This is a genomic window from Achromobacter sp. PD1 (genome assembly GCF_048541815.1).
Lineage (GTDB): Bacteria > Pseudomonadota > Gammaproteobacteria > Burkholderiales > Burkholderiaceae_B > Achromobacter > Achromobacter bronchisepticus_A.
In genome coordinates this window covers 1,873,628-1,890,579 of record NZ_CP183349.1, presented here as the reverse complement: position 1 = coordinate 1,890,579, position 16,952 = coordinate 1,873,628, and the positions used below count along the sequence as shown (strand labels likewise).

24 protein-coding genes are annotated in these 16,952 nt (G+C 60.8%); 4 read left to right on the top strand and 20 right to left on the bottom strand.

Going from position 1 to position 16,952, the window contains the following annotated elements; all coding sequences use genetic code 11:
- Positions 1 to 65 precede the first annotated feature (65 nt).
- From ACM1PE_RS08970 to ACM1PE_RS08935, 8 genes are all read right to left on the bottom strand, one after another.
- The gene (locus ACM1PE_RS08970; RefSeq protein ID WP_054453587.1) at positions 66 to 416 is read right to left on the bottom strand and encodes a head decoration protein; all 351 of its coding nucleotides are present in this window, start codon (positions 414 to 416) and stop codon (positions 66 to 68) included.
- Between the two features lie 11 nt (positions 417 to 427).
- Positions 428 to 1,534 carry a head maturation protease, ClpP-related gene (locus ACM1PE_RS08965; protein WP_419343036.1) on the bottom strand — a complete coding sequence of 369 codons (1,107 nt, stop codon included), beginning with the start codon at positions 1,532 to 1,534 and terminating at the stop codon, positions 428 to 430.
- 11 nt (positions 1,535 to 1,545) lie between these two features.
- Entirely contained in the window at positions 1,546 to 3,066 is a 1,521-nt protein-coding gene (locus tag ACM1PE_RS08960) for a phage portal protein (RefSeq protein ID WP_306636399.1), read from the bottom strand.
- Positions 3,063 to 3,269: a phage head-tail joining protein gene (locus ACM1PE_RS08955; RefSeq protein ID WP_043544039.1), complete on the bottom strand. Its 207-nt coding sequence runs from the start codon at positions 3,267 to 3,269 to the stop codon at positions 3,063 to 3,065. The genes ACM1PE_RS08960 and ACM1PE_RS08955 overlap by 4 nt, the downstream gene beginning before the upstream one ends.
- Positions 3,270 to 3,300: 31 nt before the next feature.
- Positions 3,301 to 5,367 carry a phage terminase large subunit family protein gene (locus ACM1PE_RS08950; RefSeq protein WP_306636395.1) on the bottom strand — a complete coding sequence of 689 codons (2,067 nt, stop codon included), beginning with the start codon at positions 5,365 to 5,367 and terminating at the stop codon, positions 3,301 to 3,303.
- The gene (locus tag ACM1PE_RS08945) at positions 5,367 to 5,864 is read right to left on the bottom strand and encodes a terminase small subunit (RefSeq protein WP_059374248.1); all 498 of its coding nucleotides are present in this window, start codon (positions 5,862 to 5,864) and stop codon (positions 5,367 to 5,369) included. Before ACM1PE_RS08945 ends, ACM1PE_RS08950 begins: the two co-directional genes overlap by 1 nt.
- Positions 5,861 to 6,649, bottom strand: a complete 789-nt coding sequence (locus tag ACM1PE_RS08940; RefSeq protein ID WP_419343034.1) for a hypothetical protein — start codon at positions 6,647 to 6,649, stop codon at positions 5,861 to 5,863. The genes ACM1PE_RS08945 and ACM1PE_RS08940 overlap by 4 nt, the downstream gene beginning before the upstream one ends.
- Before the next feature lie 409 nt (positions 6,650 to 7,058).
- Positions 7,059 to 7,514, bottom strand: a complete 456-nt coding sequence (locus ACM1PE_RS08935; RefSeq protein ID WP_059374246.1) for a fasciclin domain-containing protein — start codon at positions 7,512 to 7,514, stop codon at positions 7,059 to 7,061.
- Between the two features lie 185 nt (positions 7,515 to 7,699).
- Here ACM1PE_RS08935 and ACM1PE_RS08930 point away from each other — a divergent pair, with 185 nt between their 5' ends.
- Positions 7,700 to 8,659: a MerR family transcriptional regulator gene (locus tag ACM1PE_RS08930; RefSeq protein WP_419343032.1), complete on the top strand. Its 960-nt coding sequence runs from the start codon at positions 7,700 to 7,702 to the stop codon at positions 8,657 to 8,659.
- A 130-nt stretch (positions 8,660 to 8,789) separates the two neighbouring features.
- Here the strand turns inward: ACM1PE_RS08930 and ACM1PE_RS08925 are convergent, their stop codons facing one another.
- Both ACM1PE_RS08925 and ACM1PE_RS08920 read right to left on the bottom strand, forming a co-directional pair.
- Positions 8,790 to 9,023 carry a hypothetical protein gene (locus ACM1PE_RS08925; RefSeq protein ID WP_419343030.1) on the bottom strand — a complete coding sequence of 78 codons (234 nt, stop codon included), beginning with the start codon at positions 9,021 to 9,023 and terminating at the stop codon, positions 8,790 to 8,792.
- Between the two features lie 354 nt (positions 9,024 to 9,377).
- Positions 9,378 to 9,584 (bottom strand): cold-shock protein, encoded by a 207-nt coding sequence (locus ACM1PE_RS08920; protein WP_054453614.1) that lies wholly within the window; start codon positions 9,582 to 9,584, stop codon positions 9,378 to 9,380.
- A 435-nt stretch (positions 9,585 to 10,019) separates the two neighbouring features.
- Between ACM1PE_RS08920 and ACM1PE_RS08915 the strand changes: the two genes are divergently transcribed.
- Entirely contained in the window at positions 10,020 to 10,457 is a 438-nt protein-coding gene (locus tag ACM1PE_RS08915) for a hypothetical protein (protein ID WP_306636389.1), read from the top strand.
- 361 nt (positions 10,458 to 10,818) lie between these two features.
- Here the strand turns inward: ACM1PE_RS08915 and ACM1PE_RS08910 are convergent, their stop codons facing one another.
- The 9 genes from ACM1PE_RS08910 to ACM1PE_RS08870 form a co-directional block, all read right to left on the bottom strand.
- Positions 10,819 to 11,178 (bottom strand): hypothetical protein, encoded by a 360-nt coding sequence (locus ACM1PE_RS08910; protein ID WP_059374244.1) that lies wholly within the window; start codon positions 11,176 to 11,178, stop codon positions 10,819 to 10,821.
- Positions 11,179 to 11,192: 14 nt separating this feature from the next.
- Complete coding sequence (locus tag ACM1PE_RS08905) at positions 11,193 to 11,711, bottom strand: hypothetical protein (protein WP_419343029.1); 519 nt, start codon at positions 11,709 to 11,711, stop codon at positions 11,193 to 11,195.
- Positions 11,711 to 12,160, bottom strand: a complete 450-nt coding sequence (locus ACM1PE_RS08900; RefSeq protein ID WP_419343028.1) for a VRR-NUC domain-containing protein — start codon at positions 12,158 to 12,160, stop codon at positions 11,711 to 11,713. Before ACM1PE_RS08900 ends, ACM1PE_RS08905 begins: the two co-directional genes overlap by 1 nt.
- A complete protein-coding gene (locus tag ACM1PE_RS08895) occupies positions 12,157 to 12,936 on the bottom strand; it encodes an ATP-binding protein (protein ID WP_419343027.1) in 780 nt (259 codons plus the stop codon). The genes ACM1PE_RS08900 and ACM1PE_RS08895 overlap by 4 nt, the downstream gene beginning before the upstream one ends.
- Positions 12,878 to 13,774 (bottom strand): replication protein, encoded by an 897-nt coding sequence (locus ACM1PE_RS08890; RefSeq protein ID WP_419343026.1) that lies wholly within the window; start codon positions 13,772 to 13,774, stop codon positions 12,878 to 12,880. Before ACM1PE_RS08890 ends, ACM1PE_RS08895 begins: the two co-directional genes overlap by 59 nt.
- Positions 13,771 to 14,265 carry a nuclease domain-containing protein gene (locus ACM1PE_RS08885; protein ID WP_419343025.1) on the bottom strand — a complete coding sequence of 165 codons (495 nt, stop codon included), beginning with the start codon at positions 14,263 to 14,265 and terminating at the stop codon, positions 13,771 to 13,773. Before ACM1PE_RS08885 ends, ACM1PE_RS08890 begins: the two co-directional genes overlap by 4 nt.
- Positions 14,262 to 14,525: a hypothetical protein gene (locus ACM1PE_RS08880; protein ID WP_419343024.1), complete on the bottom strand. Its 264-nt coding sequence runs from the start codon at positions 14,523 to 14,525 to the stop codon at positions 14,262 to 14,264. The genes ACM1PE_RS08885 and ACM1PE_RS08880 overlap by 4 nt, the downstream gene beginning before the upstream one ends.
- A 28-nt stretch (positions 14,526 to 14,553) precedes the next feature.
- On the bottom strand, positions 14,554 to 14,703 hold the full coding sequence (locus ACM1PE_RS08875; protein ID WP_419343023.1) for a hypothetical protein: 150 nt from the start codon (positions 14,701 to 14,703) through the stop codon (positions 14,554 to 14,556).
- A gap of 152 nt (positions 14,704 to 14,855) precedes the next feature.
- The gene (locus ACM1PE_RS08870) at positions 14,856 to 15,299 is read right to left on the bottom strand and encodes a phage regulatory CII family protein (RefSeq protein WP_419343022.1); all 444 of its coding nucleotides are present in this window, start codon (positions 15,297 to 15,299) and stop codon (positions 14,856 to 14,858) included.
- Between the two features lie 256 nt (positions 15,300 to 15,555).
- On the opposite strand from ACM1PE_RS08870, the gene ACM1PE_RS08865 reads away from it, so the two are divergent.
- Both ACM1PE_RS08865 and ACM1PE_RS08860 read left to right on the top strand, forming a co-directional pair.
- A complete protein-coding gene (locus ACM1PE_RS08865; protein WP_419343021.1) occupies positions 15,556 to 15,780 on the top strand; it encodes a hypothetical protein in 225 nt (74 codons plus the stop codon).
- Positions 15,781 to 16,022: 242 nt separating this feature from the next.
- Positions 16,023 to 16,508, top strand: a complete 486-nt coding sequence (locus tag ACM1PE_RS08860) for a hypothetical protein (protein WP_175214210.1) — start codon at positions 16,023 to 16,025, stop codon at positions 16,506 to 16,508.
- Positions 16,509 to 16,698: 190 nt separating this feature from the next.
- Here ACM1PE_RS08860 and ACM1PE_RS08855 read toward each other — a convergent pair whose 3' ends face one another.
- Positions 16,699 to 16,935: a carph-isopro domain-containing protein gene (locus tag ACM1PE_RS08855; protein ID WP_192354962.1), complete on the bottom strand. Its 237-nt coding sequence runs from the start codon at positions 16,933 to 16,935 to the stop codon at positions 16,699 to 16,701.
- Positions 16,936 to 16,952: the final 17 nt, after the last annotated feature.

Here is a 16,952-nt window from a genome sequence, read left to right as displayed (position 1 = left end):
AGAAATAGAAACGGCCGCCCGGAGGCGACCGCGAATGTTGGATGGATGGAGTTGTGTTGGTGGGATCAGCGGACGATGATGCCAGCCGACTGCAGGGCAACGCGCGCCGGCGCATCCAAGCCGACAAGCAGCACGCCCGCCAGTTCCGCGTCACGCGCGATGACGACGATCTGCTGATCATCGTCGGACACCGGGGCATTGCCGTACAGCACGGCGTCAGCGGTGATCGGCGCGCCGGGGTCCGCCCCCGGGCCGGCGTAGGCGGCATATTTGCCGTCGTCGCCCAGCGTGAGCAATTGCCCTGCAGCCAGGGCGACGAGGGTGGCAGCCAAGATTGCGTTTTCGCGAGAACGCTGGCCGTTGGCTTCGGAGAGGATGAAATCGGCCGTTCTGGCCTGTTGATGGATGAAAGGCATGGTGCTGACTCCTAGTGGGCAGAGAGGGCTTTTCGTTTGGCGTAGATCGCCTGGGGATTCGGCCCGCTCTGCTTCTGGGCCGATGAATTGGTGGGAGGTCGGTTATTGATAGAGTCGCCCGCATCGGCCACAACATGCTCGAACAGGCGCGCACGCGCCTGGTCTACCGTGAGGCCCGCAGACACGAAAGCGGCAGCCATCTCAGGCAGCTTTGCTGCCAAGCAGATGCCGGCGATCTCTTTGGCTTGCGTGACCCGTTGATCCGCCAGTTCAAGACTATCCAGCGCACCGCTGAGCAGCACACCTTCCGCCAGATCCGCAATCCCCTCTTGCCGGCAGGACGCATAGACACGGGCGGCCAGCGCAGATGCCGTCGGCGCATCCGCCGGAGGAGCCGGGGACGGCTCGGGCTCGGGCTCGGGCTCGGGCTCGGGCTCGGGCTTCGGATTCGGATTCGGCGCGGGCTCGGGGTCGCTCTCTTCCAGGGACTTGAGCATAGCTTTCACGTCGTCAGGCAGATTCTTGTGCTTTTGCAGCACCGCAGCCGCACTATCCGACATCTGCAGACGCACGGGCTCCTCGATCAGGTCGCAAAATCCCAACGCCTGCGCCTCGAGCGCAGACATCCACGTGGTCGCGTCCATCATTTCGATGATCTTGTCACTGTCCAGTCCACTCTTACGGGAGTAGGCTGCCACCACGCCGTCTCGGATCCGATCCATCATTTCTGCAGTGGTGCGCAGATCCTCGGCCGTACCACCAGTGATGATCCAAGCGTTGTGGATCATCATCTGCGTATTCTCGGGCATGATCGTTGGCTTGCCGGCCATCGCGATCAATGAGGCCGCGGAGGCGGCGACGCCGTCCACTCGCGTGGTTACCCGACCGGCGTACCGATGAAGCGCGTTGTAGATTGCAAACGCGTCGAAAACGTCGCCCCCTGGGCTGTTCAGCGACACCAAGATGTCGGCACCACCTGCCGCTGCTGCGTCCAGTTCTGCGACGAACGCTTCGGCCGTAGTTCCCCAGAACCCAATTTCGCCATAAATGCGAATCTCGACCACCGGCTTATCCGCCTGCGCATTGACGCTGATCGAATACCAAGCCTTCTTTGCCATATTGGCTCCATTCATTGATTGAGAGGGTCGGGGCTGCTGCCCCCTTCTGATCCCGTCGCCTTACCGGCGCTGGTCGTATGCCGAGGATCGCTATCGAACACAAAGCCCTCGGCGTCGGCCGTTTCGTTGTCGGCGCGAATCTCCGCCGCAATGTGGTCTGGATCGTCGCCCTTCTTGAGGATGATTGACGACCGGCTGGAAAAGCCGCTTCGCACCGACTCCTTGTCGGCCTGCGCGTCCTGCACGGGGTTGAAGTACGGCCATCCCTGGGGCACCCACAGCACGCGCAACCATTCACGGCGGCGGCGGTGGAAATCCGGCATGGGGAAGGTGCCAGAAAGCGCCAGGGCGTCGATCCAGGCATTCCAGACGGGGCGGCAGAGCTGATGGATCACGCAGTGCCATTGGTATTGCTCGATGAGCCGGTGAAACTCGTTGACCACCACCCGCAGCGTTCGATCGCTGATACCGCGCAGGTCGCCTGTTGCGATTTCGTAAGGCACGCCGACAGAGGCAAACGCCCCCATCAACTGCTGCCGCATAAATCCCTCGTAGTTGTTGCCGGCATCTGGCGGACTGGAGAATGTCACCTCTTCACCTGGTGCCAGCTCCTGCATCGTGCCCGGCTCCATGGAGACGAGCGGCGTGCCGTCGTAATCGATCTCATAACCGTCCGCCTCGCCCGTAAGAGGGTTATTTGGATCGGCATCGGGATCCGGTTTGGTGATGAAGCCCGCGAAGAGGTTTGCCACCTCCTGCCGGTACATGACGGCGTCGTCCAAGTTGTCGATGGACTTCAGGCGGAGCAGGACGGTAGCCAGAGCAGTCACCCCCCGTACCTGCCCGGGCCGCAACATTGGATAGGCGTGGATGACCTGCTCGGCTGGCACCCTGACCGTATCCTGCCCAGCCGCGTTTCGGCCGAATTCGCCAGGATGACGACGCCACATGTGATAGGCAGTGCGCCGCCCGATAGAATCGAACTCCACGCCATTCACGATCTCCCCGCCGTTCGGCAGGGTAAGCGACCGCTCGACCGGCAGCTGGTCTCCCTCCATCTGCTGCAATTGCAGAGGTACGGACAATCCGTCCTGAGGCCGCCGAGCGCGCAAACGGAACAAGGTCTCACCATCCTGGAAGATGCTGCGCACAGCCAGGGCCTGCATTCCGTAGAAGTCCAGCCTGCCGTCGGCATCGGCCTCCTGCACCCAGTCGGCCCACAGTTCCTTCAGCGCCCGTCGGACGTTGGGGTCCGGGTGCTTGGGGTACGGCTGGATCCCCGTGCCGACCACGTTGGATACCCAGCGTGTGGTCGCAGTCAATGCCCATGGATCATTGCGCACGGCGTCGCGCGCGCGGCGACGCTGCAGACCCAGGTTCTGCGTCGCCGCGGCGTTCGGCCCCGACCCCGAGGGATTCCAATTTCGGGCCCGGCTCCCCGTGGCGCTTCCGCTTTCGTAGCTGCTGCTCATCTGCGCGCTAAGGCGACGAGGCACAAGCAGACTGGAACCACGATGTTTCAGATAGCTCATCGGATCCCCTTGCCGGCGTTGCGCAGCCTGAACTGCCGCGAGCGCCCCTTTCCTTTGCTGAGTTCCCGCTCCACATGGGCGCGGGCGCGCATCAATTCGTCCGTGCTGCGGAAACGCACGCGCTTGCCGTCGTACTGGACCTCCAATTGGCTGTTCGCTATCGCGCGATCCAGCCGTTCCAGGTCCGCCTGGGTGTATGCCATGACCTTGCCTTATTGGTTTCTGTTCTGCGGCCTACCTGCGCCCCCGGAGGTAGCTGGAAGCCGCCACTCGCCGGCGCGCCGGCTTGACGGCCGGCCCGGCACGCGCCGCTGGCGCCGCTGGCGCGGCCTTCGCCGGGGCGGCCGGCCGCGTGGTTGATGTCGGCGGCGCCTCAGCCTCCTCGTCCCGCGGTGGCGGCAACGCATCAAGCTTTTCCGCCATGGCATCCCACCAAGCGTCCGACTTGCGAGAAAGGCCCAGATGCTCCGCCACCCATAGCGCATACACCGCGCAGTCCAGTGCTTCGACGCGCTTGCGCAGCGCCGTCCACAGCGTACGAACGCCGGTCGCCGTCTTGCGCGACACCCGCGCCTCGCCTGAGAACTGCCGGAACCATTCGTCCGACAAGTCCTCCGAAAGGTGCACATAGCCCGGGCCCGGCGTCTCAATAGCCAGGCGACTGTGCAGCAGATCCTTGGCCAGGTTCGTGCCGACGTGCCACAGGATCACGCCCTTCTTGATCCGCTTCCCTCGCCAGTCGATATCCACCTGGCCGGCGCCATCCTTGATGGCCTTCTCACCGAAGGGGCGACCGCGGACGGCAAAGACCCGGCGCGCCTTGTTGCGGCGCGCGAAATCGTAGACCGCATTCGAATGGTGGCCGCCGCTGTCAATGGCCGTGGCGTAGATACTCATCTGCTGGCCGCCTTCATGCTGGAAGCGCCGCTCGAACAGATAAGCCGCCACGTTGGACCAGACCTCGTCCTCCGCCGGGTTCCCGTGGAATATCTGGTGATCGACGGTCCACATTTCTCCGCCGCGACCGAATCCCCAGACGCCAACCTCCACCCGATTGCCCTGGGTGTCGCAACCTGCGAGCAACAACGAACAGCCCATAGGAACGAGGTTCTCGGCCAAGCCTGGAAGGCGATAGGCCTCGATCTCGGCGCGCCGCTTCAGCTCGTCCGCCTCGATCTTCTCGACCTCGCCCTCCCAGGCATGGCCCAGGGTGGTGTTCCAGAAGGTCTTCAGCGGCTCGTCATCGCCCAGCTTTGCCTTGGCGTAGGCCTCCATGAACTCACGGACCAGCTTGGCCCAGCTAACCATTGGGCTGTACGCAGTCCACACGTGGAAAGCGACGCGCCGATGAGCCGGTATTACCTCGCCAGCCGCGCTACGGAAAACTCCGTCGCGGTCGATGGTGGTGCCGTCCGAACCGCACCAGAATCCGGATTCCGATGCCTCCAGGTACTCGCTCTGGGTGATAAGACAACCACAGTGCGGGCATAAGTGCTTCACCGATTCTGGATCGCCGTCGATCCACTTGAACCCGTGCGCTTCGTCCTTACCTCCCCAGGTCAGCGCATGATGCCCGTCGCAGTGGGGGCACGTGATGTGATAGTCATATCGCGCATCGGCGCCGGCTGCGCGCTTATCCATCAGGCAGGTCTCTTTCAGCTTGGGCGTGGACCCAACCACCATCTTCGGGAACGTGGCGCCCTCAAGACGCTTGGCCGCCAGCTGGCCGGGGTCGCCCTCACCGTCAATGTTCGAATCGAACGAACTGAACTCGTCCAAGAATGCGACACCGATAGACAGCCGTCGGTAGTTGTCGCCCGAACGACCGCCGCGAAGGTGCAGCACGCTGCCACGGAATTTCTTAACCAGGAGCGTGTTGTCCTTGTGCCGCGCCAGGCGAGTCGGAAAGATCGGATGCATCGCCGTCACGTCGCGCAGCATCGGTTCCAGTTCGGTCTTGACGAACTCGTCGCGGGCGCTGTCCGTGGGCTGCCAAAGCGCCTGATTGCGCCGCTTATGCTCCGCGAAGTACCCAATGGCCGCCAGCAAGATCTTCGTGTAACCAACGCGGGCCGACTTGATTACGTCAACCTCGTGCACATCGTCGCTGCCAACGCAGGCAAGGATGGCACGCTGAAACGGCCAAGCCTCCCAACGCTGTTCGACATACGACGATTCGGCCGAGAGATAAAAGTTGCGCTCGGCCCACTCCCGCAACGTCATTGGCTCGGGAGTGGCGAAGGTTGCAAGCCCACGTCGCAGCGCGCGCGCGACCGCGGCGCGATTGGACTCTATGAGCATTACTCACCCTCGTTCTCTTCGTCAGCCTCCAGATCCTCCAGCGACAGGGATGCAATTGCGTTGCGAGCCCTTGCAAGCTCGCGGCGCACAATCGTCAGATCCGCATCAGTCAGATTCGGCAGCCGGCGCTTCAGTGCCGTGGGAATAGCATCCATAGCCGCGCTTACCTTCGTGCCCGCCCGAGTCAAGACCTCCTCCAGCACGCTGACGGGCGCAAGCTCGCCGCGGGCAACCGAGTTCTCCATCTCGATCTTGTCGGCCTGTGCCGCATATAGCCGCGCCTTTTCCTCCGCAGGATCGAGCGTTCTTGTTTCCTCGCCGGCCTGGCGCCCTGCCGCTATGTCTCGAATGTGCCCACAGTAGGACAGCAGCCAGTTTCCCAGCGTATCGCCCGCGACCATGACGCCACGCATGAGCAAGCCGCTGACGGCAGGCTGCGTGATCCCGACCAGTTGCCCGAACCGGGCCTGGGTCGTCTTCTTGTCAAGGTCGATCATCTTGCGGTGGACAGGGCCAGATCTAAGGCGGTGGAAAATTCGGAGTCGTAGCGTTCGCCATAGACCGCCTCTGCCGTTTCGTAGAAGGGGAATCGCTGCGTATAGGTCGGCTGGGCCACCGCAAGCAGGACCGGCTTTACGTCCGCTCCGTGCGTTCCGGTCTTCCGCCATACACCAGCAGGCAGATGCTGCTCACGATTTCCGGACATGGACCCCTTGCCGCGGGAAACGAAGTACTGCACGCCGTTGATGCGCCTGTAGCCTTCAGGCGACCGCCCCACCTTCGCAGTGCGTGCGCGGCTGCGCGGCGTGGAGTTCGCCCTGTAGCCTTGCTCGCCGAACGCCTGCAGGTACGACAACAGGCGCACGACCTGGCCGCGCGACATGTTGCCGTAGGCATCCATTTCCGCCGCGGCGGCCGGCACCGTAAACGCCCCCGTCGGAAGCCCTACTCTGGCAAGTGCGCGCTCGGACCGCTTTAGCCTGCGCCCACCACCTAGAACCTGGGGCGGCAGATACTTGTCGGCGGAAATTCCCTTGCCGGCGGCGTCGCGGTAATCGACCGTGGCCACCAGATTGTCTTTGGTGGCCCGGACAAGTCGCAACGCCCGCATCGTGTACGGGGTCGGGCGATCAAAGACCTCTGCGGTGACCTGCGCCAGCGCATCGAGGACGTGTTGCCCGACCCGATTCAAGGCCAAGGCTGTCGCATATGGCAGCTGCCTCTGAACCTGGCCGTAGAAATCCACGCCCTCACGAATCGTAGAGTGGTGGCGCAGCTTCATGACGGTCTCAGATTTGTGCCCCTCACCGCCGAATCCGCGCGATGGATAGGTGGGCGAAATTATTATTACCCCCCCTTAGCGCGCCCGTGACTAGCGAGCGTTCGGGGTTCGAATTACCCTTATCGGACCGAATTTTGCAGGGGCCCCCGGCCTTCCCTAGGCGGGCCCACCTCGCCCCCACTTCGGCGGCGCGCGCCCTCCCCCACACGCCATGCCCAACGCGCGGCACTCCCAAGAACGAGGGGAAAAAAAAGCCCCGTGCAAATAACTCGCACAGGGCAAAAAAATAGTGCTGCGGCCATGCTCGCAGAATAGATGAACCCACCGCATTATTCGGTGTGTTGCGTATGGCTTTGGGTTAAGTGGTAATGACTACAGCCGCGCTTTACGCAAGAAAACTAAACGCGCGTCACTTGGGCATCACAACGGTATCGATAACATGAATCACACCATTGTCCGCCGCCACGTCTGCCTTCACTACCTTGGCATTGTCGACGCTAACCTGTCCGCCATTCAGGGCCACTGTCAACGAGTCTCCTTCAACAGTCTTCACAGGGCCAGCCTTGATGTCCTTTGCCATCACTTTTCCTGGCACGACATGGTAAGTAAGAACCTTAGTCAATGCGGCTTTATCTTTCAGCAGTGCGTCGAGTTTGTCTTTGGGGATCTTGGCGAATGCATCATCGGTCGGCGCAAACACTGTGAACGGGCCAGGGCCCTTGAGTGTGTCGACCAATCCCGCGGCTTGCACCGCAGTAACCAACGTATTGAAGGAACCCGCTGACTTCGCTGTGTCCACGATGTCGGCGGCTTGCGCAGTGCCAAGTGCCAGAGCGAACGTTAGGGTGGTCAGGACGCGTTTCATAATCGACTCCTTTAATTGATGAGGGGCTGCACGATGAAGTCGGCGCCCTTGGTACGCGGCATCGAGTGGGTCACTTGAACCGCTTAGGAGTAAATTTACGCGCCAAAACCTTCCTGGTCCACAAAATGACCCGCTACAATATAAACAAAACGGGTCAATATCGGGTCATTTGGAGCAGCATAGATATGGAACATCAGACTTCTTCAGAACAGCAGCACGTGACCTATCGCAGCGGCGCGGCCGCCCGCCTAGCGGGCCTTTCCCCAGAAACCCTGCGCGTTTGGGAGCGCAGGTACAACCTTTCGAACACTGAGCGTTCCGAGCGAGGGCAGCGCTTGTATTCCGCGGAACAGGTCCGAAAATTGAGCCTGTTGAAACAGTTGGTGGACCAGGGCCATGCTATTGGCGTGCTCGCCCTGATGCCCGACAACCAACTTCAAGAGCTCGCCAATGCTGCATACACTCAGCCTGATGTAGTCGGACCAATTCGAATTGGGGTAATTGGGAGCAATCTAGCGAAACGCATTTCTGGCGGCGCACGCGATAGAGCAGATCTGGTGCTGGAATACAGCTGCTCTCAGCTTGAGCAAGCTGTGCAGGAACCACCAAACACTGGCGTGGAGGTTCTAGTCATCGAGCAATCAGAATTGCACGACAGCGCGGTTCCGCTGATAGCTAATGTCAGGAATATCTGGGGTGCGGTCGCTGTTGTAGTTCTCTATCGCTTCTGCGCCAGCGCGACCATTCGAGCCCTCCGCGCCCAGGCCTGCCTAGTTACGCGCGTTCCAGCCGATGTAAACGAGCTCGCGCTCCTTTGCCGCTCAGCCCTTACCGGAGAACGTCTTCCTCCACACCAACAGTCACACATGCCCGACATCCGGTTTGATGAAAGCGCACTCCTGACCATCATGGCCTCCGGCAGCGGTTTGGCTTGCGAATGTCCAAAACATCTGGCGGACCTGTTGATGATGGTGGGAAGCTTCGAACGCTACAGCGCCCAATGTGCATCTCGCAGTGCGGACGATGCCCAGTTGCATAGCGATTTGCAGCGAGCCGCAGGCCAGGCACGTGCCATCTTGGAAGTCGCTATGGAGAAGCTCGCAACGGCAGAGGGCTTGCCAATGCCATCCACGAGACGGCTTTGATCGGCGCTCCACCCCGACAACCTGAGAAGAGTTGGCACGCCGCGCAAAGCGCGTAGAAATGCAAAAAAATCCGCCCGCAATTCTCGGGGCGGATTCAGATTCATCATTGTGATTTAGACAGGCAAAACGCTCAGCCTTCGCGCATCAGCCTGATCGTAATGGTTTGCTCGACCACACTCTCTGGCGCTGTTGGGCCTCGCATTTGTCCTTCGGCCCCGGGACATTCACCCGACGCAAACTCTCCAGCGGACATCGCGCTCATCTCAAGCGTGGCCCAATGGATGAGTACGTTTCGCTCTATCGCATCCGCCATCTCGCGCAGTCGATTTGCCAGATCGTACCTGCTCATTTGCTGAATCAACATCGCGCCGCCTATCGAAACATAGCTAAAGCCCGCTGTGAGGCAGACTGGCGGACGCTGCTCAGGAAGGCCGCACGTAAGCGTCGACCAAATTACGCCCATGATTTATGGCCGCATCTACCGCCATTACTGGGCTTGAAACAAAGCCTCCTGAGGCAAAAAGCGGTACTACTTGTGGCTCGTTCAACTCATGTTGGTCCGAAACGGCACCCAATGCCACAGTTGCGATAAAGGCGGGCCGACGACTGCCGCCAGCCGATATGCGAGAGACACTAGCTGTCAGTCGATAACCTTTATAGACCATGTTGTTATGGAACATTAGTCCTCCCTGTCCGTTCATCAGTCCAGGACCGTTGTTCACAATGCGCGAATTTGCGTTGCATGCGGGCCTTTAGCCCCTTGCGCGGTTACGTAGCTAACACGTTGATTCTCGACCAAAACTTTGTGGCCATCGCCGCTCACGATTTCAGAGAAATGAGCAAATAGGTCCTTGCCACCATCCTCCGGCATGATGAACCCAAAGCCCTTAGCATCATTGAACCACTTAACAATTCCGGTTTCCATTCTTCGACTCCTGACATGGCGGGCAACGCCCGAAAAGGGAGCTAGTCAAGGAAAGGACTGCGAACAATGAAGCACCTTGAGGGCGCAAGACCGGACGGAAATCGCGTTGCTCGAAAAGCCGCTTAGTCACTATGGTTGCGTAATCTCCGAAAGTCAACCTGCGTTTCCAAATAGCACCAAACCAAGGTTGGAGCCCTTTGTCAGCAGGCCGATCTTGCATGGCACCACATTTAGCCGAGTTTTGTGTAACGACCTTCCATTGTTCCAATTTGCGAGTCACAAGTCGCGTACCCTGAGAATTTGGCGCTTGAACGTGCGTCACCTCGCCGCCTCGCCATTTAGGAGTGCAAATATGCATCGAGCACAACGCCAGCAGAACCCACCTACCCTGCTTAATCGGCAAAGGGCAACGTTCGTGATATTAGCGACAGCCAGGTGAGAGCACTCAGAAGGTCCATTGCTAAGTTCGCTCATGCCTTTGTCAAGCTCCTTCCACCAACCCCGCCCCAAAGCGCGAAACGAGAGCCGAGTGTAGGAACGAAGCCGACCCACGCGGCGATTTCGTCACCATGGCGCATCTATCGGATCTATGCCCGCCCTGGTCATCTGCTAATTCGAAACGAGCAAGGTCAAGTGCTCGATCTGGGAGTCATGAAGGGCCAAATGCCCAACCTCACCTATCGACTTTTCATCGGTGGATTGAGCGGCAGGAACTTTGCGAATCGCACCCAATTGCTAGATGACGTTGCTCGCCGCATCCAAACTGGCGAAGTTGGCAAAGAATTGCTTTCTCTTCCTCAATGGGAAAAAACACCAGGAGCAGATTTTGATCGTGGCACGCATGTGGACGTGTCCATGAGAGTCAAGCCTTGACTAGTCACCACCTCCGCGAGGTGCATGAAAAAACCCGCCTGCTTTCGCCTGGCGGGTTTTCGGGTGCATTACATGCGGGCGCACCTGTGGACGGACAAATTGTCGCGGTTCCTGTCGCACTAATCAACTACTTCATGTCGCACTTTTCCACCGGTACACAGCAGCGTTGCGAACACCGGGGCGGCTGGGCCGGCGCAACACTTGCCCGTGGTCGATAAGTGCGGTGACCGCGCGCAGTACGCCTTGCCGCGCCGCCGTGCGTTCCTTGATTGTCAGTTCCCGCGCCCCCGTCGCGGCTCTCACGAGATCCGCCATCTTGAATTCTCGGCCGGGATACGGGGCCATCAACCCGATGATTTCCTTAGCAAACTTCACGTTTCACCTTGTCTTTGAAAAGCCCCAGATACAGCCTGTATTCGGTGGCCGAAATTGCCTTGCCCGTCACCTGGGCAATCCAGCGCAGGGCTGCCGAGCGCCGCTGGTGCGCCTCCAGCCCTGCGAACCGTTCATGACGCTGCGGATACTCGGCGATGATGATCATGCGTTCAAGGAGAGGTAGCGCCTGATGCAGACGCTCAACCGCCATCGCATGGTCCACCTCGATGGGGTGGTAATCCTCAGTCGCCGGCTCGTACCACACCATGTTTCCGACTGATGCACCGGACCAGCACCAGCGCGCCCAGTTCCACAAAACGGCGTTAGCGTCGAATCGGTCAGCCATTGCGCCCCCGAGCCTTAGCCCAGCTCCTTGAGCAACGTGGCGATCTGTTTGACCTTGGCCAGCTCATTAGCATTCGCTGCGGTGCGTTCCTCGATCATGATTGCGGCTTGGTCGATCTCTTCGGCCAACGTCCCCAGCCCAGCCATAACCGTCCGAACCTTTTCGGCGATGATCACCAGCACGTCCATGGGCGCCGCTTGCTTTGCGCCCCCGAGTACATCAACGGGTTCCTTGCCGTTGGAGTTGTTGCTCATCATCTGCTGCCCCTGATTCGTCATCGTCAATTTTTCCTTCACCTCAATGCGCCGGAACGACCCCGGCACAACCTCTTTGATCAGACCCGCCTCCCTCAGCCTCCTCAAACATCCGCGCATGGTGTGGATATCCGGGGATGCGCCCGTGGCGTCCTTAATAGCCTGAGCAATCCGCAACGCAGTAAAGGCAGTGGTGCGCTCGGCCGGCAGGACTACATAGATCTTCTGAGCCAGCGCTGTCTGTCCTGCCAGCAATGCCGCATTTCGTCCCGAAGTCATCAAATCACCCCCAGGGAGAAAGGCACTTTCGGATTCAGGTAGTCCAGTAGGACGCCCCGCGCCTCATCGAAGCTCCGGCACACCTCGACGCGATATCCCGCACCCTTGAGGTATGCAATCCAATCCTTCTGATTTGTGCTGACCCGGCCGTCGCTGGTCTTCATTTCGATCCACAGCCCGGGGCATCCGAAGCGCGGCACGGGTAAACAGAGGTCTGGCACCCCAGGCTTCACGCCCTGCCCCTTCAGCTTTGCCGCCACTGCCGCATGGCGCTGGCCGCCGTTGGGAACATGGAAGAGTCGCGCGAGCTCCGGACATACCCCGGCCTGAAGGGTCGCCCACCTGATCACCTGGGCCTGGATGGTGTCTTCGCTCGGGCCAGCGAGCTTCGCCGCACCGCTCGAACAGCGAGGCGAGCGCTTGACGCCAATATTCGGCCAGGGCTTCATGCGTGCGCCCCCCGGTGGCTGTCCCAGTCAAAGATGACCATGCGCCCGCCGCCTTCGCGCATCCGGTCAATGACGCGCTCGCCCAGCTCCGCCCCCAGCTTGTCCTTTGCCAAGTTGCTCAGCATGATGGTGGGCTTCATCGCGTTGTAGCGGTTGTTGATGACGTTCGTCAGGATCATCCGCTCGGTGTCGGACCCGTACTGGTTTCCGATCTCGTCCAGCACCAGAAGGTCGGGCGCCGTCAGCTTCTCCAACACGGCGGCCTCGGTGCTGGCCGCGTCCCGGCGATACGTGCTTTTCACCGCCTGCATGGCGTCCAGCACCACGGCAAAGCGCGCGGAGTACCCGGCCTCCAGCACCTGATGCATGATCCCCACGGCCAAATGCGTTTTTCCCGTTCCCGGAGTGCCGCAGAAGATCAGCCCGCGGCCTGCGGCCCGCGCAGTGGCGAAACTATCGGCGTACTCGGTCGCCACACGCAGTGCGCGTCCCTGGCCTTCGTTCGAGGCGTCGTAGTTATCCAGCGTCTTGCCGTGATAGCGCAAGGGCACCTCGGCCTGGCGCATGATGGTCAGGCGGCTGGCTTCGGCCTCCAGGCGAAAGCGCTCGGCCTGCTGGCGCTTGGCATTGCACATGGTGCAGTCCGACCACCCTACCGGCGTCTTCATGGCGGTATACGCCCCATGCTCGGAGCAATGCCGCTCCTCCGTGGCGAAGTTAAAACCGGCCATCGTCGTCAACACCATGCCGGTAGTCCTGGCTGCTGAAGTTTCCATGGATCTTTGCTCCTTTCGCGGGGCGGCGCTGGTCTGCCCCTGGGGTTGTTGCCTTTGTCTGGTCACCGGCCAACCAGTTGACGATGAATGCGGAGATGCCCCGGCGCGTCTTGCGGTTCGCCGGCTTGGCTGTGCACCAGACCCGCATCCGCTTCAACGCCCCCGGCACGTCGACCTGAGGAAAAGCCGCGCTCCACTCCGCGAGCTGGACATCGGTGGGCAGAAACTCGGAGCCGTCTTGCAGCGGAAGCTGAACGACGGGAGGCGGAGCATTGCCGTCTTCGGCGCCAAGCAGCGCGAGCTGGTCGGCGCAAGAATCTGCGTCAGCAGATTCCTTTTGTTGGTTGTCTTTTGGAAGGTTGTCTTTTGTGTGTCCGAATTTCGGACTAGCGACCTGTCCGAGATTCGGACTAGTGGTAGTCCCGGATTCGTTCACCTGTCCGAGATTCGGACTAGTAGTTCCACTAGTCCGAGATTCGTTCACCTGTCCGGATTTCGGACTATCCAGCCACACCGAGTAGTCCTTGTTGATCCCCACGATGGAGCCGTACTTGCCCGGCCGCTTGTGAATGACCCGCATCGCCGCAAGCTCATTCAGCGCCGTGGTGATGTGCTGGCGCTTCATGTCGCCCAGCAATGCGCCCAACTGCGAGGCGGACAGGTCGTCTTCCTTCTTGTTGAAACCGTAGGTCTTGCGGATAAGCGCCAGCAGCACGCGCAAAGTCGTCTGCTTGAACGGATGCGCAGTGATCGCCTCCAGCAGTTCGTTGGAAATCTGCGTATGGCCTTCCTCAAGCTGGGGAGATTTCGGCGTCATCTTCAAGACTACGGCGCTCATGCCGCCTCCCCGTAGAGCTGCTGATACCCGCGCTCGGCTTCCTCCGGCCATTTGCCCATCGCAACGATCCGCAGCCGCGTAAGCCGCAAGCCCGGGATGAAATAGGACAGCTTCATTTCCATCGTGGCCTTGGAGTGGTCAATGAACCAATGGCACCCGCCGCAGCCGAAGGCGATAGCCCAGTCGTGGGCCTTGATGCCCTTCCCTTTGCCGTCCCGCAGGCGGTTGGAATGGCAGGCGACCGTGGTGTCCGTGCCACCCTGGCAGTACTTGGGAACGCGCAGTAAGCATTCCTCGCCCTTGGCAAGGTCCAGCAGCGCCGGGTTGCGATAAACGGTCTTGGGCGGCTTCTTGCCCTTCTTGCGCGCCTTCATCGAGGCTCGGGGCGGCGGCAGCGGCTTGGCGCGCATCATCGGGGCCTTCGCTTTCAGCGGCGCACCACGCTTCATAGGCGTCTTCTGGCGAAGCGGCGTCTTGCGTTGCAACGTCATGCCGCGCCCCGCTGCTTTCGGACGCGCGACCAGTGCGAGAACTTCCAACCGTTCATGTGACGCCTGACCAGGCCGGCGCGCACGGCGTCGAACAGGAACGACTCCACCGCAGCAGCTGCGGCGTCATCCCGGGTGGTCCGCAGCCAAGGGCTGACGGCCACCATGGCAGGCGAAACCATGGCCCGTAGCGCGCCGACTTGAACTTGCCGCGGGGTGTCGATGATGGCCTGCCGCACTGCCTCGACCGTCGCTGGTGGCACTCGGTAGCCCCTGAACATGTGCAGGCAGTCAGCCATAGATGCCGCTCCACTTGATGAACGGCTTTCGGATTGCCAGATAAAACAAGCTGGCCGCCTGGGCGTTGTGATCCAGCTCGGCGCGGCTGGTGATGCCGCACACGTCGCGGACGAACTGCGCCGCGTGCTGTTTAGCTGTCACGCCCTGGGGGGCAGCGCCGACGCGGGCAACAACCCAGTCCTGGAACCGAGCGCTCCTACAGAGCTGGTCGGCCGCACGCGCCCGCGCGCCCCCCTTGCGCTCCGTGGACGGGACTCGCGCCCGCACGGGTACTCCCGATGTTCCGCGCTGGATCATTCTTCGGCCATCCCGCTCAGACGGTTCGCAACACTCGCCACAGCCTCCATGACCACGCGTCCAGCCGCGGTGACGCGTGCCACCTCCTGCTGGTCCACGCCGCCGTCGGCCAGGGCGTCGTACACCTCATGACCAAACTTGCCGTGGGCGACCATCAGGCCGGCAACCTGTTCCAGCACGGAAATGTCGCTTTCGCCACATGTCTCCGGAGCCTTCACCAGCAGATAGCCGTTGCTATGCGCAAACGCCGCCAAAATCCGGGCATCCCCCGTCATGCGGACAATGCGGTCCGCCTCGGCAAGGGTCAGGTGGTGCGTGTTGTTGTTGGGATTGACCTTGTTGCGCAGGACGGCCGCCGAAATGCCGACCAACGGCCCCAATGACTCGCTCCCCCCCCTGTACTCATGCACCGTCAAATCGGCCGCAGTGGTGATGTTCATTTCCTGATTTCCTGAACGTATCTATTGCTCAGCAGCGGCCTTACGATGCGCTGCATGGAAAAGCGAAGTGCGCCCTACACGTCCAACGGCCCGATCTGGACCTTGTCGCTAGGCTTTGCCGGTGCCGGCGGCTGCGGTGCCGGCTGGGCCGGCGTCGTCGCGCTATCCATGCGCCCTCTCCATAAAACAGGTGGCCAGCCCCTTAGAATGTTTGCTCTCACACAAAGCACTCGCCCCGAACAGGAGGGGGCTGACCATGAACAAAAACGGGCAAGCGGTTTTCACTCGCCTCGACCATGCGGAAATCGCTATCGATCCGATCACTCGGGTTGTCACGCTCCTGCCGTCAACTCTTTTCGACGGGAAGCTTGTTGCCGCGCCCGGCTGGCGAATGACGCCCGATGGGGCGCGAGCAATCGCGGAAAAGCTCAACGAAGCTGCCGACACGATGGACGCCCTCCCGGCAGTCGTTCCGAACTAATCACAACGCGGCCAGGGAGGCGCACTCCATCAAGGGCTACTCCCGCCCGCCAAAGTGCGCCGCCTTGGCGCGTTGCCGCCGCAATACGCTCATCGGCGATGCGTTCCACCGCTGGTCTGATCAACCACAGAACGAATCGGGCGTAGAGGCTATGCATGGGAGGGCTCCCGAAGCGGAGTGAGCAGCTCCCGTCTGCTATGACTTGCGCCCTCAATCCACACACCTTCTGATAAGGAATTGCCATGGCGACTCTCAATCGCGAGACTCAGCTGATTTGCCTTCAACGCCTGGCCGCGGAATATCCGAACGAGGTTGATGTAGATTCCTGGGAAAACGAGTTCCCTGACTGCTCCGTGAACCTTGCGTACCTGCATGAACACGGCTTGATCAACGCAACCATCGTGCGCCCCATGTCCGGGCCTGCTCAGGTCGTTGCTGCCTGCATCACCGCGCAAGGGATGGATTTCCTTGCCGACGATGGAGGCCTCGGCGCGATCCTCGGTGTAGTGACCGTGCGGCTCCATGACGACACCATCAAGGCGATGATTGAATCTACGATCCTGCAATCGGACCTCCCGCAGCCAGAAAAGAAGAGATGGCTCGATCAGCTTCGATCGCTGCCCGCCGAGACCACAAAACACCTCGTACTGAAGCTCGTTGATAAAGGCCTGGAGTCGGGACCGGCCGCACTTGCTGCAGTCGGAACCCTGTTGGGGATGACCTCATGAACAGTGCGAATCCCGCTTCTGGGCCAAGTTCGACCCAGAATCCGTCAACGCTGGTCGATACCTCCATGACGCACTGGCCGTTGCGAAAAACCAAGGAGGTGGGAAGCAGCTCAAGCGTCTGCGCCGACCTATGCATGGGAGGGCTCCTGATGAACGCGAAACCCAAAGTGCGAATTGCGGGGTGTTGATGTCATGCCGCCCTCGCCTCTTCGGCCAACTCGGGCCATACCTTCGCCCATTGCTTGCACAAGAGCCGCTTCGATATGCCGGAAGCCGTCTCAAGGGCGGTCGCGTACTCCGCCGGAACATTTCCAGACTTCTCCCATTGCTGGACGGTCTGGTAGTTGTTCGCGCCGGTCTTCCTAGCCGTTGCCACCGGTCCGCCGGCGTTGGCGATGGCTTGAGCGATATGAGGGTTCTTGTCCATTCGCCCACTCTATACAA